This window comes from Cedecea sp. Ae19-4 (assembly GCF_059801165.1).
In genome coordinates this window covers 16,267-29,484 of the sequence record NZ_JBCHWG010000002.1, presented here as the reverse complement: position 1 = coordinate 29,484, position 13,218 = coordinate 16,267, and the positions used below count along the sequence as shown (strand labels likewise).

The following is a 13,218-nucleotide window of genomic DNA, read 5'->3' as shown; positions in this document are numbered from 1 at the left end:
TTAATTTCAGGTGACGCTATAAATGCGGACTTCCGGGGCGGCGTTCAGGAACGGTTTCAGGGCTTCAACTACGTCGCGGGTGAACAGGTCAGAACCCAGATAGGCTTCGGCCTGGGCGGCGGTGTAAAAGCCGTGCAGTACCTGGACGTCCTGCTCGCGGATCAGCAGTTCCTTGGAGACTGCACCGTCGATGGTGGTCAGGAAGGCCGTTTTGTACTGCTGGTAAACGCCCGCGGCTGCGGCGCGATTCTGCGCGCTGATATCAAGGGTGATTTGCAAATAAGCCATGGTTCACTGCCTCTTGTTGTGTGGCTCATGCCGTTGCACGAGCGGAGATGAGGGAGAAAAAAGCGGCAGAGCGAAGAAGAAAAAGGCTGCCGCTTGCCTCTCCGTGTTGGCGCATTATGTGAATCAGCGTGAGGGTTAACAAATGACTTAATCTTGACTGGCAAGATAGATTTTCTTCTTTGGTGGGTGGTTTTTTTGCTGGCCTGGTGATTCTTGTTCATTGTGGATCTGTCTGTCGTGGCGGCTTTGCGCAGAATAGGAAGCCAATCTGAGTATCTGGAGCCACCATGCAAAATAGAAGCGCGTTGCCGCTCAGTCAGCCGACTGCTCACCCGCAAACCCGAGGCTGGATCAGCGGCTTTTTGGGGATGCTTATTTTTAGCGGCTCGCTGCCGGCCACGCGCGTTGCGGTGCTGGAGCTTGATCCTCTTTTTCTGACGGCGATACGAGCCACTCTTGCGGCGCTGCTGGCGGCCGGCACGCTGCTGATTTTGCGGCAGCCGCGGCCGCAGCGGGGAGACTGGCTGCCGCTTTGCCTGGTGGCCGTCGGCGTGGTGCTGGGTTTCCCGCTGCTGACGGCTTTAGCACTGCAGCACACAACCTCGGCACACTCGCTGGTCTACATCGGCCTGCTGCCGCTGGCGACCGCCTGTTTTGGCGTGTTGCGTGGAGGAGAAAGACCACAAGCGGCTTTCTGGCTGTTTTCTCTGGCGGGTGCTGCGCTGGTGGCAGGTTTTGCTTTGAGCCACGGGACAGCAAGCAGCTGGCAGGGCGATGCGCTAATGCTGGGCGCCATTGCGCTGTGTGGGCTGGGTTATGCTGAAGGTGCGGTGCTGACCCGGCGGTTGGGCGACTGGCAGGTGATTTCGTGGGCATTGGTAATTTCTCTGCCGCTTAGTGCCGCGGCTACTGCTTTTACCGTTCCGTCGGCGGGAGACGCTATCAGCGCTCAGGCATGGCTCGCGCTGGGCTACGTGTCGCTGTTCAGCATGTGGATAGGGTTTATTTTCTGGTATCGCGGCCTTGCATTGGGCGGGATTGCCGCCGTCGGGCAACTGCAATTGTTACAGCCCTTTTTTGGTCTGTTACTTGCCGGATTGCTGCTTCATGAAGAGGTACATACATCGATGATCGCCGTGATGCTTGGCGTGCTGGTTTGCGTGTTCGGCGCTAAGCGCTTTTCCCGCTAAAAAGAAAAACCGCCGGGGAAGGCGGTTTATTCCTGTTGTACAGAAAAATAGTGTCTGGTTCTACTACTCACTTATAGGGTGGTGCTCCCATGCAGTAGTTTTAAATTTAAACAGAATTCAAGCGGTTCAACATTTTTTTAATTTGTTTACTGCGGAAAATATCAATAGAATTACTAAATTCTATTTTTCCATTATCGGTTTTTTTACTAACTCTAAACTTTAGGTGTCTGTTCAAAAGAGAATCTTTTGAGCCAATGATCTCTTCTCTTTTTTCAGGTTCAAGATCATTAATTCTTTTTAATGAATGGCTATGCTTATAATAGTTTCCATTTAAATGTTTTTCACTTTCCTTTGTTCCTAGTCGTTCCCATCTATGTTCTTTATTTGATTTTTTTTTCGCAATATTAGATTTGTGTAGCTCGATTAAGTGAGGGTCTTTGGCTGCTTGTTTTGCTAATGCCATGCTGAAAAATTTACACCCCATACCACTTTTTTGAATCTCGGTTTGCAGGTCAAGCATGAATATATGGTCATTCTCGATCTTGTCATTTTCTTGAAGAGCGTTGCCTATAGAAAACTGAGGAACATTTCTGCTAACAATTTTCGCGGGGTCAATGGTAATTATCGAAATACGATTATCTTGATCTTTAAATGCGTCAACGCAAACAGAATGCACGCCATCAGAATAGACAAATTGTCTTCGCCCGGTAGGGCCGTTAAAGATATTTTCCACCAAGTCGTCTGCTTTTTTGAAGTAACAGATGGCATTTTTGTTGTCGATGTTATTAGCATTAAAAATCAATGGAACAGTTGTGTATTCTAATTCGAATAGCTCTTCCAGGTTTTCTTTGTTAGTGTTAGCGCCAGCTATCTTTTCATCGTTGAAAAAAATTTCATTACACAACGTTGCATAGCGATATAAGTCATCTTCTTCACGTTTAGACACAACCATAGGGTTATTTGGGGCATCTTTTATGTAATTGTTAAGTCTCACTTCTTTTTTTTATCGGTGTGTCTAGCGGTTATGGATTTATTTTTGTGAATTTTTCTTTGCAATGAGGGAAGTGGTGGTGAACCTACGGAAATAATATTCTTAGTGAGATTAAGGTGACTGTTTTTAAGGTTTGTGGATGAATTAATTGTTGGTTGTGATGAATAAGATAAAGGACTTTTTATTATATCGTTTAAATGCATAAAATACACCTTAGGATTGTCAGTTTATTGATGTATTATATAAGTGTCATGCTCTAACTATACCAAAAAGCGCTTTTCTGAAAATTACGTTATGTGAAGAGAATGACGATAAGACCAACTGACGGGTAAATGTTACATGGACCCAAAATCAAAACCCGCTAAAAAGAAAAACCGCCGGGGAAGGCGGTTTCTCAGAGGTTAGTCGATATTCAGCTCGGAGAAGCTGGTAATGACTTTGCCGACAATCCCGTAGTCGATAGCTTCTTTCGGCGACATCCAGTAGTTACGGTCGGTGTCCTGCTTCACCTTCTCCAGCGGCTGACCGGTGGCTTCTGAGATCATCTTGTTCACGCGATCGTGCATGCGGATGATCTCTCTGGCTTCGATCTCAATGTCCGTGGCCTGGCCGCGCACGCCGCCCAGCGGCTGGTGGATCATAAAGCGCGTGTTTGGCAGCGAATAGCGGTGCTTTTTGTCCGCCGCGAGGAAGATGGTGATCCCGGCGCTGGCAACCCAGCCGGTGCCGATGATATGGACTTCCGGCTTGATGAATTTGATCACGTCATGAATGGTGTCCGCCGCCTCAACGTGGCCGCCCTGGCTGTTGAGGTACAGCTTGATGGGTTTGTCGTTGATGCTTTGCAGCAGCAAAAGCTGGGCAACCACCTCTTTGGTGATCGCCTGAGTGATTTCGCCGGAGATAATAATCGAGCGGGAATCCAGCATTTTTTGCTGCATCAGTCCTGAGGCATTGGCGGGGGTGGCGCTTTCTTCAGGTTCATCTTTTTCTAAATAGGTCAGCATAATCAGGCTCCTGCCAGGTTTATGGCGTAATCAGGGATGCACTTGAGCATAGCACTTCATCCAGACGCTGCACGGCGCGAACGATCTCTTCGTCGCTGTAACCACCGAGGCCCAGCAGAATGCCGGACTTCTGTTTTTCTGGGGTAAACATGTGCGACACCGCACGAACGGCGATTCCGGCCTGCATTGCCCGCTCCACAACCTGATGGTCGCCCAGGCCCTGGCGCAGCCAAAGCACCATGTGCATGCCCTGGTCGCAGGGCTGAAGCCAGGCCACGTCCGGGGAAATGTATTGTTCTACCGCCGCCATTAACACGCGGCGTTTTTCGGCATAAACACCGCGCATTTTGCGCAGGTGGCGGTCGAGGTGCCCCTCTGAAATAAAGCTCGCCAGCACATGCTGGTCTGCCCCTGGCGGCTGCCTGTCCATCAGAATGCGTGCCCCGCAGAAGGCGGAAACCAGCTGCTTGGGCACTACGGCGTAGCCGAGACGCAGCGACGGGAAGAGGATTTTGCTGAAGGTGCCGAGGTAGATAACGTTCTCCGGTCCCAGGCCCTGCAGCGCCGGGAAAGGGTGGCCCGCGTAGCGCATCTCGCTGTCGTAGTCGTCTTCAATGATCCAGGCCTGGTTGGCCTGCGCCCATTCCAGCAATGCGGCGCGGCGCGACATGCTGAGCGGCATGCCCAGCGGGTACTGGTGTGAGGGCGTGACAAACGCAGCGCGGGCGTTGGGGGCCAGCTTTTTCCCCAGCTCAACGTCCAGCCCTTCGTCGTCCACGGCGACTCTGACCATGCTGCGGTCGCGGAACATCGTCTCAAACAGAGAGGTCGCACCTGGGTAGCCCGGCTCTTCCATCCAGACGGCATCACCTGCCTCCAGCAGGATTTGCAGGGTCAGGTACAGGCCGTGCTGGTTGCCGGAGGTGATGATGACCTGCTCCGGGGTGCAGCGCACCGAGCGCGACTTTCTGACGTATTCACAGATAGCCTCGCGCAGAACCAGAACGCCTTGCGGATCGGCATAGCCCGACGGGGCACCGGCACCCCGCGCCCGAATGCGATTGCCTAGCCTGCGCCACACGTCGTCCGGGGCCGTGTCGCCAACCGGAACGGAAACGGCAAACGGCTTCGGCGCCAGCGTTTTAAGCTGCTCGCCTACTCTGGCAAAAGCCTGAGCCTGGGCAGACAGCGGGATGGCTGCTGCTGTACGAGCCGCCGGTTCGGGCTGCGGGCTTTCCGGGGCGTAGGCCACGCGGGTGCCGGAGCCGTGTTTCGACTCCAGAAACCCTTCCGCAACCAGCTGCTCGAACGCCTCCAGCACGGTGCCGCGCGCCACGTTAAGGGCGCCCGACAAGACGCGGGTGGAGGGCAGCAGGTCGCCGCTCTTCAGTTCGCCTTTGTGAATGGCGTTTTTCAGCGCTTTGGCTAGCTGCAAACTAAGCTGCCCGCTGCGGCGGTCAAGCTCGCCAATGGCGGGGATATCTACGGCTCGGGCTTTACGTGACATGAGTTGTGGCTCGGTCATATAGCTGTAATCTGGTTCTTTATCATAAACCACTTCGAACATAAGCTGGGCAAAATTACCGCAAATGAAGGTCTGCCCATGTATATTCCTCGCCCTTTTCAGGAGCCCGATATCGCTGTGCTGCAGCGGCTGATTCAGGCCAATCCCCTGGGCCTGCTGGTTGTACAAATCGAAGGTGTGCTGGAAGCGTTTGATATTCCCTTTGAGCTTTGCCCTGATGAGGGGGAGTTCGGCGCGCTCCGCGCGCACATTGCCCGTGCGAACCCGTTGTGGCGCGGCCTTCAGCCCGAGCAGGATGTGCTGGTGGTGTTCCGTGGTGCACAAGGTTATATCTCCCCGAGCTGGTATCCGGGCAAGCAGGAGCATCACAAAGAGGTGCCGACCTGGAACTACCAGACCGTGCAGGCGCGGGGGAGGATTGCGGTGCGGGACGATGCGGATTTTGTCCTGCGGCAGATAACCAGCCTGACCCGGCAGCAGGAAGCGCAGATGAACCTCCCGTGGCAGGTAAGCGATGCGCCTCCTGAGTTTATCGGCTCAATGCTTAAAGCGATTGTCGGGATTGAAATCCCTCTGGCTTCGCTGGTCGGCAAGACCAAGCTCGGCCAGAACAAGAAGTCTGAGGATCAGGCCGGGGCCGCGCAGGGACTAATGGCAAAGGGTGAAGTGGCCATCGGCGAGGCGATGTTAAGCAGCCTCGCAAAGCGTCGTCAGACTTAACATTCGGGCTGTTGAAAGAGGGTGAGCAGCGTGGTGATTGGCTCGTCCAGTGGGGCTAAATCCTTTTTCACGATCAAATGCAGGGGCGTGGCACGCCTTGCCCCGTGACTGAGCGGGAGCGGTTTAAGCGTGCCGTTTTCAATCTGCGGAGCAATCCGTTCTTCAGGCAGCCAGCCGTAGCCAACCTGCCAGGTCACGGCTTCGCACGCGGCATCAAGCGTGGAAAACGTCCAGTCTGCCGTGGGCGAGGATTCGCTGCTGTTTTGCCCGGCAAGGCGGATCAGCGGATAGTTCGCCAGGTCCGCCTCTTCTAAGGGGGCGGGAAGCTGATGCAGGGGGTGATCGCGGTGCGCCACGGCCACAAAATCAACGTTTCTGAGCCACTGCCCGCGGCCCGTAAGATCCTGACGGCGGGTTAGCACCATGACATCCGCTTCTGCCAGATCGGCTGTGTCGGTTTCCAGAATCTCCGTCAGATGAACCTGCGTGCTGGCATGTAATCGCTGAAACTGATGGAGGATGGCGAACAGGCGGGCGCGCGGGAATATGCAGTCCACCACTAAGTCTATGCGGGTGCGGATGCCGTTTTTTAACGTAGCAGCGCGGCTTTCAACGTAGTGAAAGCTTTTCAGCAGCGGGCGAACCTGCGCCAGCAAAAGTTCCCCTTCAGGCGTCAGTACCGCCTTACGCCCTTCTGGCTTCAGCAAGCTAACGCCAAGCCGCTCCTGAAGTAATGCAAGGTTATAGCTGACGGAGGACTGGCTGCGGAAAGTGGCTTCTGCCGCTTTGGCGAAGCTGCCCAGCTCAATGACCAACTCCAGAAGTGCCCACTGCTCAAGGGTTGTTTTATGCATATCATCTAAAAAATGGATGAATTTGATACAAAAGTAGCGTTATTCATCGAAAATGTGAAGGTCTAAGATGCGCTTAACCCCACAGAGGAGCGCCATCATGAGTCACTTTGATAAACACGATTTAAGCGAGTTCGTCGGCAAACATCTGGTTTATACCTACGATAATGGTTGGAACTACGAAATTTATGTAAAAAATGCAACTACCCTGGATTACCGGATCCATAGCGGCATTGTGGCCAATCGCTGGGTGAAAAATCAGGATGCGCACATTGTGCGTGTGGCAAACAGCGTGTACAAAATTTCCTGGACTGAACCTACGGGTACGGACGTCAGCCTGATTGTGAATCTCGGCGATAAGCTGTTCCACGGGACGATTTTCTTCCCGCGCTGGGTGATTAATAACCCGGAGAAAACGGTGTGTTTCCAGAACGAGCATATTGCGAAAATGGAAGCGTTCCGCGAGGCTGGCCCGGCTTATCCAACGGAAGTTATTGATGAATTTGCCACCATCACGTTTGTTCGCGACTGCGGCGAGAATAACGAAGCGGTGATTGCCTGTGCCGCCAGCGAGCTGCCGGCGGACTTTCCAGAAAACCTGAAATAAGCGTTAGCCCGGCAGGCGTTTTTTCGGCCTGCCAGGGCCCAGCAGAATCGCCAGTTTCGCCCCGCCCTGGGTAGATTCCATGAGAATTTTACAAACGCTGGTGAGCGGCACCGAGAGCAACATGCCCACCGGGCCGAGCAGCCAGCCCCAGAAGAGCAGGGAGAGAAATACGACGAAAGTCGACATCCCTAGCCCACGCCCCATCATGCGGGGCTCCAGAATATTCCCCAGTACCATGTGCACCACCAGGAACAGCGCCCCGACCATCAGCATCTCATAGGTGCCGTTGAGCAGCAGAGCCTGAATCATCGGCGGCACTGCGGAGATCACCGACCCAATATTGGGAATATAGTTGAGCAAGAAGCCCAGCACGCCCCACATCAGCGCAAACTGCACGCCCAGCAGCTTTAGCCCCAGCCAGATAACGATGCCGGTCAGTAAACTGATAAAGGTTTTCAGCGCCAGATAGTGGGTGACGCCTTTCAGCGCTCGGTGCATACCGGCGATATGCAGCTTAGGGTTTGCCAGCGCAAAACGGAGTTTATAAGGTACATGGCGCACCTCAAACAGCATAAAAATCACCGTCATCGCCAGTAGAAGCACGCTGGCCATCGCCCCGGAAAGCCCGGTCATCAGCGTTGTGGCAAAGGTCATCAGCTTGTCGGAGTCCAGCTTTTGCAGCAGGCGTTCCGGCGACAGCGGCAGGTGCAAAAACGGCATCGCGTGCTCGATTTCACGCACTTTCTGCGTCAGCAGTTTGTTGAACTGCGGCATTTGTTCCATGAAGTCATTCATCGACGTTGCCAGCACGCCAACCAGCAAAGTGAGCATCACCAGCATGACCAGCACCACGATGGCAATCGCGAGCGGGCGGCTAAGACCGCGGCGCATAAACCAGGTCACCAGCGGGTTGAGAACAATGGCGAAAAATACCGCCAGCAATAGCTGAACGATGATGTCGGCTGCGGCGTGAATACCGGCGAGAATAATCACCAGGGCCGCGAGTTTGAGCAATATATGCAGGCCGGTCTTATCAGGTTGTGGGGCTGTCATGCAGACGTCCGATCGGGAAAAGGTGCTTTTAGTGTAGTACTTCCTGGCAGGGCGACGGCGGCAGTCTGTCTGAAAATGAAGGAAAAAAATGGCCCCGCGGAGGCGGAGCCATTGATGTATCGCGCGGCGATTACTTGATGACGATGGTGTTGATGATGTTTTCCGCGTTGGTCTGCGCCAGCTGCTGGTTATCCGCAGGCAGCGTGATTTGCATGGTCAGCAGTTTATCGTCCACTTTGCCAATGATGATGGAAGAGTACGCGGTCTGTCCTTTGGCGGAGATCACGCTGTCCAGCTGCTGCAGGGTGTGGCCTTTAATCTCGATGGATTTGTTGGTCACCACCTGAAGCTGCGGGTCGCGTGCGCGCTGCTGCTCTTCCAGGCCTTTTGCCAGCGTGGCAAGGTCGCTCGTCGGGTTGTCGCTGACAATCACGATCACCGCTTTCTGGCCGGTTGCGTCAGAATAAACGTGCATGTTGTTGGACTGAGTGCCCACCTTGCCGCTCTGATCGCTCATGTCCGCTGGCAGGGCAAAGCTCAGCTTGCCGTCCAGCAGTTCAACTGGCTGACCGCTGGCGCTGCTGGCTTCCGGCGCGCCGGTGGTGGCGGTTTTGCTGTCGTTATTATCACAGGCGGCAAGACCCACTACCAGCAGGCCAATACCGACATATTTTACCAGTTTGCGCATCGCGTTCTTCCTTTCCGTTAGCAAGCCAAAAGGCCAATCTCTGCATCTTAACACAAGATATTCAGCCCGCGTTTAACCAGGCTGCAGCGCGGAGATTTCAGATTTATCTGCGAGGCGTTTCAACAGCATATTCAGCAGGACGCCGTACATCGGCAGGAAGAATACCAGGCTAATAAGCACTTTGAAGCAGTAATCGACCACGGCGATTTCTACCCAGTGCTGGGCCATAAAGGCGTCCGGGCTGCGCCAGAAGGCGATAAAGAAGAACGACAGCGTATCGCTCACGTTACCGAACAGCGTGGACACCGTTGGGGCCAGCCACCAGCAGTGATTCTGGCGCAGGCGGTTAAAGACGTGCACGTCCAGAATCTGGCCGAGCGCGTAAGCCATGAAGCTGGCAACCGCGATACGGGCAACAAACAGGTTGAAGTGGGTTAGCGCTTCAAAGCCCTGCCAGCTTCCCATGTAAAACAGCGAGGAGATGCCGTAGGAAATCACCAGTGCCGGGATCATCACCGCGAAAATAATCCGCCGCGCCAGCGGAGCGCCGAAAATACGCACCGTGAGGTCGGTCGCGAGGAAGATAAACGGGAAGCTGAAGGCGCCCCAGGTGGTATGAAACCCAAAGACGGAGACCGGAAGCTGAACCAGATAGTTGCTGGAGGTGATCACCAGCAAATGAAAAAGCGATAGCCAAAACAGCGCATTAGTGCGCTGGCGAGTGCTGAACTGCATCATGTTGTAGCCTTTTTAGTAGTGGGGTGAGGGAACCCAGTCAAAAATGTAAAGCGCGGGGATGATACTGCTTTAGTTTCTCAATGCAATGGTTAATTTTAACGCAATCGTTCACGCGGCTTGCGCCAGATTTTACCCGGCGTAAACTAGCGCGGTTTTTGACGACCTGAGAGTGCTATGACCGATTTGTTCGCAACCCCTGACCACACGCTGGATGCTCTTGGCCTGCGCTGCCCGGAGCCGGTGATGATGGTGCGCAAAACCGTGCGCAATATGCCCGTCGGCGAAACGCTGCTGGTGATAGCCGATGATCCGGCCACAACGCGCGATATCCCCGGTTTTTGCCGCTTTATGGAGCACGAGCTGGTCGCCAGCGAAACCGACGCGCTACCTTACCGCTATTTGCTGCGTAAGAGTCATTAATCCCCTCACCAGGCTAATCCGCTGCTCAGAAAAAGAGGGCGGGTGATATGCCAAATCGCCGTGACAGTTTGCGGATGTGATCGGTGGTTAGCTGGCGTTCACCGCTGAGAATGCGGGAGACCATCGACTTGCTGCCAATCTCTTGTTGAAAATCGCTCTGTTTTAGATGGTGATGCTCCATCAGGGTTTTCAGTATGGCTATCCCGGCAGGTATGGCCTGCATTTCCTCGCGGAACGCCTGCACGTCAGGCTGCGCGTTTTCCCAGGCCTGGATCTTACTACTGAGAATCTCAACCAGCGGACTTTCTGGATCATTGATGAGCAGATATTCGACCAGCTCCAGCGCAGCCAGATAATCTTTTTCGCAGGTGCTGCCTGCCAGTAGCGGAACCGCTGTTTTTAAAGCTTCGGCGGCCTTCAGTGCATCCGCAATCATCGCTTCTTTCCCCGGTGTTTTTCAGTAAATCGCATGTATTCGCTGTGCGTCATGACGTGGCGGATGTAGAACTTCTGGCTGGTAAAAAAGATAAGTGCAATCAGCCTGAGTTCATTTCCGGCTATGTTGATGACGTAATGTTTATCGAGATATTTAAAGTTATCCAGCGTGGGATAAATCCGCTTAAGTGAGTCTGGTGTTGGGAAGAAGCCTTTTTCCAGCACTTTGCCAAGGATTTGCAGTTCCTGCTTATGTCTGGGAAATTTTTGACCGGTTTCCACAAGCGCCTTAAGCGTAATCAGGTGCATCACTTCATCCTGAAGTTGACTGATTGGCAATTAATATGCCCATAAGTTGCCAATCAGTCAACTTATGGGCGGGGATTCATTTTTACACAGGGGCATCCTTGCCCCTGCTTGCGGAGTAAAAAACCGGAAGCTGCCTCGAAAACTATTTCTTCCGCAGCAGGCGAATGGCGTTCGCCGTGACCAGCGCGGTAGCGCCTGAGTCTGCCAGCACCGCCAGCCACAGGCCGGTCAGGCCGAGCAGGGTGGTGACCAGGAAAATCCCCTTCAGCCCCAGCGCAATCGTCACGTTCTGGCGAATGTTGTTATGGGTGGCTCTGGCGAGCCGTACCATACCTGCCAGTTCGATCAGACGGTTGTGGGTTAGCGCGGCATCTGCCGTTTCCAGCGCGACGTCGGTGCCGCTGCCCATCGCGATGCCGATGGTCGCCGCTTTCATCGCCGGGGCATCGTTAATGCCGTCGCCGACCATTGCCAGCGGCGCGGTGGCATTGAGTTTATTCACCGCTGCCACTTTGTCTGCCGGCAGCAGGCTGGCGCGGTAATCAATGCCAAGCTCGCGGGCGATTGCCGCCGCCGCGCGTGGGTTATCCCCGGTCAGCATTACGCCATGAATCCCGAGCTGGTGGAGTGCCGTAACCGCTTCGCGGGCATCGCTGCGCAGCGTATCGCGCATGGCGATGGTACCCAGCAGTTGCCCCGCACGCAGCACCACGATCACCGTCTGGCCCTCTTCTTCCTGCTTCGCGATCCGTCTTTGCCAGGTTTCGCTGAGTGTCTGGCCGTCAAGTTTGGACGGTGAACTGAGCAGCAGCGTTTCGCCCTGAATGCTGGCTTCTACGCCAACCCCGGCGAGAGCGCGGTGATTTTCTGCGGCGACAGGAGGCAAGTTGCGCTGTTGCGCCGCGTTGACAATGGCCTGCGCCAGTGGGTGGGTGGAGCCTTGTTCTACCGCTGCGGCGAGCGCCAGAAGCTGGTCTTCTTCTGTTCCTTCTTCCACCGCTATGGCAGTAACCTGAGGTTTACCTGCCGTCAGGGTGCCGGTTTTGTCGAACGCGACCTGCTGGATTTGACCGAGACGTTCCAGCGCGGCCCCGCCTTTAATCAACGCGCCTCGACGAGCCGCCGCGGCAAGACCTGAAGTAATGGCCGCAGGCGTGGAGATAACCAGCGCGCATGGGCAGCCGATCAGCAGCAGCGTCAGGCCTTTATAGATCCACGGTTCCCAGCCCTGGCCGAAGAACAGTGGCGGGATGACGGCGGTCAGCAGCGCGAGCAGCATGATGATCGGCGTGTAAATCCGACTAAAACGATCGATAAAGCGTTCGATAGGCGCGCGGCGCTCCTCGGCTTCTTCAATCAGCCGCAAAATGCGGTCGATGGCGCTGTCGCCGGGCTCGGAAATGACCTCCAGCTGAACAAGGCGATCTACGCTGGTGCTGCCTGCGGCGACTTTTTCGCCCTGCTGGCGCTCTACCGGCACGGATTCCCCGGTTAGGGCACTTTCGTCAAAGCTGGCAAAACCGCTGAGCAGGCGGCCGTCGGCGGGCAGTCTGCCTCCGGCGGCAACTTCAATCACGTCGCCTGGGCGAAGATCGGCCTGCGCGACGGTTTCGCGCTCGCCGTCCCGGAGGCGAATAGCGACGTCCGGCTTTAGCGCCATCAAGGCGCTTACCCCGCGGCGTGCTCGGCTGGCGGCATAGGATTCGAGGCGTTCGCCGATGAGGAACAGCAGCAGAACCATCGCCGCCTCGGCGGTGGCGCCGATAAACAGCGCGCCGATTGCGGCGACGCTCATCAGCGTTTCAATGGCGAACCAATTGCCGCTGCGAATCAGACGCACGGCCTGGCGCGCGATCGGCCACAGGCCAACCAGCGTGGTGGCGATAAACGCCAGGTTGCCGAGCGGATGGTTGAATTGCTCGAGCCCCCAGCTGATCACCATCAGGACGATGAGCAGGATCAGCGGCAGGTTCTCTTGCAGGCTGCTGCTTTTTTCCTGCTTCGGGGCGCTGGCGTCGTTCAGCGTGTAGCCTGCGGCCTTGACCGCTTTTTCTACGTCGTCGCGAATGTCTCTTGAGGCGCTGACCAGCAGTTTTTCGGTAGAAAACACCACCTGAACTTGCTGCACATCGCTCACCTGTTTCACCGCATTTTCCACTTTGCGTGCGCAGGCCGCGCAGTCCATTCCCGCGACGTGCCAGCTGTAGCGGCTGCCGTTGTCGGCAATTTCTGGCTCTGGTTTTTGTGCAGAGCAGGCGTCATCGGCGCAGCAGGAGGGGCCTTCCGCCTGCAGCGGGCTTAGTTTGGCAAACGCAAACTGCGGTGGCTTTTTGCCGTCTTGAGGTGTGTTGAGCATGGCGCCCTCCGGTAATGATAATTTTCTCATTACCGATGTT

At 55.1% G+C, this 13,218-nt stretch carries 15 protein-coding genes; 4 read left to right on the top strand and 11 right to left on the bottom strand.

What is annotated here, in order from left to right:
• Positions 1-6: 6 nt before the first annotated feature.
• Complete coding sequence (locus AAIE02_RS12990; protein WP_498532707.1) at positions 7-288, bottom strand: hypothetical protein; 282 nt, start codon at positions 286-288, stop codon at positions 7-9.
• A gap of 287 nt (positions 289-575) precedes the next feature.
• Between AAIE02_RS12990 and AAIE02_RS12985 the strand changes: the two genes are divergently transcribed.
• A complete protein-coding gene (locus tag AAIE02_RS12985; RefSeq protein ID WP_008458619.1) occupies positions 576-1,478 on the top strand; it encodes a DMT family transporter in 903 nt (300 codons plus the stop codon).
• 106 nt (positions 1,479-1,584) lie between these two features.
• On the opposite strand, the gene AAIE02_RS12980 is transcribed toward AAIE02_RS12985, so the two are convergent.
• From AAIE02_RS12980 to pdxR, 3 genes are all read right to left on the bottom strand, one after another.
• Positions 1,585-2,424: a YopJ family acetyltransferase gene (locus AAIE02_RS12980; protein WP_498532706.1), complete on the bottom strand. Its 840-nt coding sequence runs from the start codon at positions 2,422-2,424 to the stop codon at positions 1,585-1,587.
• 446 nt (positions 2,425-2,870) lie between these two features.
• Positions 2,871-3,476 carry an ATP-dependent Clp protease proteolytic subunit gene (locus AAIE02_RS12975; protein WP_008458618.1) on the bottom strand — a complete coding sequence of 202 codons (606 nt, stop codon included), beginning with the start codon at positions 3,474-3,476 and terminating at the stop codon, positions 2,871-2,873.
• 19 nt (positions 3,477-3,495) lie between these two features.
• Positions 3,496-4,983 carry a MocR-like pyridoxine biosynthesis transcription factor PdxR gene (gene pdxR / locus AAIE02_RS12970; protein WP_498532705.1) on the bottom strand — a complete coding sequence of 496 codons (1,488 nt, stop codon included), beginning with the start codon at positions 4,981-4,983 and terminating at the stop codon, positions 3,496-3,498.
• Positions 4,984-5,079: 96 nt separating this feature from the next.
• Here pdxR and AAIE02_RS12965 point away from each other — a divergent pair, with 96 nt between their 5' ends.
• Positions 5,080-5,721 carry an FMN-binding negative transcriptional regulator gene (locus AAIE02_RS12965; protein ID WP_336706533.1) on the top strand — a complete coding sequence of 214 codons (642 nt, stop codon included), beginning with the start codon at positions 5,080-5,082 and terminating at the stop codon, positions 5,719-5,721.
• Here AAIE02_RS12965 and AAIE02_RS12960 read toward each other — a convergent pair.
• Positions 5,718-6,575: a LysR family transcriptional regulator gene (locus tag AAIE02_RS12960; protein WP_336706531.1), complete on the bottom strand. Its 858-nt coding sequence runs from the start codon at positions 6,573-6,575 to the stop codon at positions 5,718-5,720. The two genes, AAIE02_RS12965 and AAIE02_RS12960, sit on opposite strands and share 4 nt — an antisense overlap.
• A gap of 97 nt (positions 6,576-6,672) precedes the next feature.
• Here AAIE02_RS12960 and AAIE02_RS12955 point away from each other — a divergent pair, with 97 nt between their 5' ends.
• Entirely contained in the window at positions 6,673-7,179 is a 507-nt protein-coding gene (locus tag AAIE02_RS12955) for a phenolic acid decarboxylase (protein WP_498532704.1), read from the top strand.
• Positions 7,180-7,182: 3 nt separating this feature from the next.
• On the opposite strand, the gene AAIE02_RS12950 is transcribed toward AAIE02_RS12955, so the two are convergent.
• The 3 genes from AAIE02_RS12950 to AAIE02_RS12940 form a co-directional block, all read right to left on the bottom strand.
• Positions 7,183-8,232: an AI-2E family transporter gene (locus AAIE02_RS12950; protein WP_008458610.1), complete on the bottom strand. Its 1,050-nt coding sequence runs from the start codon at positions 8,230-8,232 to the stop codon at positions 7,183-7,185.
• Positions 8,233-8,362: 130 nt separating this feature from the next.
• On the bottom strand, positions 8,363-8,920 hold the full coding sequence (locus AAIE02_RS12945) for a DcrB family lipoprotein (RefSeq protein WP_008458608.1): 558 nt from the start codon (positions 8,918-8,920) through the stop codon (positions 8,363-8,365).
• Positions 8,921-8,992: 72 nt separating this feature from the next.
• Positions 8,993-9,658 (bottom strand): 7-cyano-7-deazaguanine/7-aminomethyl-7-deazaguanine transporter, encoded by a 666-nt coding sequence (locus AAIE02_RS12940; RefSeq protein WP_034809192.1) that lies wholly within the window; start codon positions 9,656-9,658, stop codon positions 8,993-8,995.
• 174 nt (positions 9,659-9,832) lie between these two features.
• On the opposite strand from AAIE02_RS12940, the gene tusA reads away from it, so the two are divergent.
• A complete protein-coding gene (gene tusA / locus AAIE02_RS12935) occupies positions 9,833-10,078 on the top strand; it encodes a sulfurtransferase TusA (RefSeq protein ID WP_008458604.1) in 246 nt (81 codons plus the stop codon).
• Positions 10,079-10,103: 25 nt separating this feature from the next.
• On the opposite strand, the gene AAIE02_RS12930 is transcribed toward tusA, so the two are convergent.
• The 3 genes from AAIE02_RS12930 to zntA form a co-directional block, all read right to left on the bottom strand.
• Positions 10,104-10,514: a helix-turn-helix domain-containing protein gene (locus AAIE02_RS12930; protein ID WP_008458601.1), complete on the bottom strand. Its 411-nt coding sequence runs from the start codon at positions 10,512-10,514 to the stop codon at positions 10,104-10,106.
• A complete protein-coding gene (locus tag AAIE02_RS12925; RefSeq protein WP_498532703.1) occupies positions 10,511-10,822 on the bottom strand; it encodes a type II toxin-antitoxin system HigB family toxin in 312 nt (103 codons plus the stop codon). The genes AAIE02_RS12930 and AAIE02_RS12925 overlap by 4 nt, the downstream gene beginning before the upstream one ends.
• Positions 10,823-10,964: 142 nt before the next feature.
• Complete coding sequence (gene zntA, locus AAIE02_RS12920; RefSeq protein ID WP_498532702.1) at positions 10,965-13,178, bottom strand: Zn(II)/Cd(II)/Pb(II) translocating P-type ATPase ZntA; 2,214 nt, start codon at positions 13,176-13,178, stop codon at positions 10,965-10,967.
• Between the last annotated feature and the right edge of the window lie 40 nt (positions 13,179-13,218).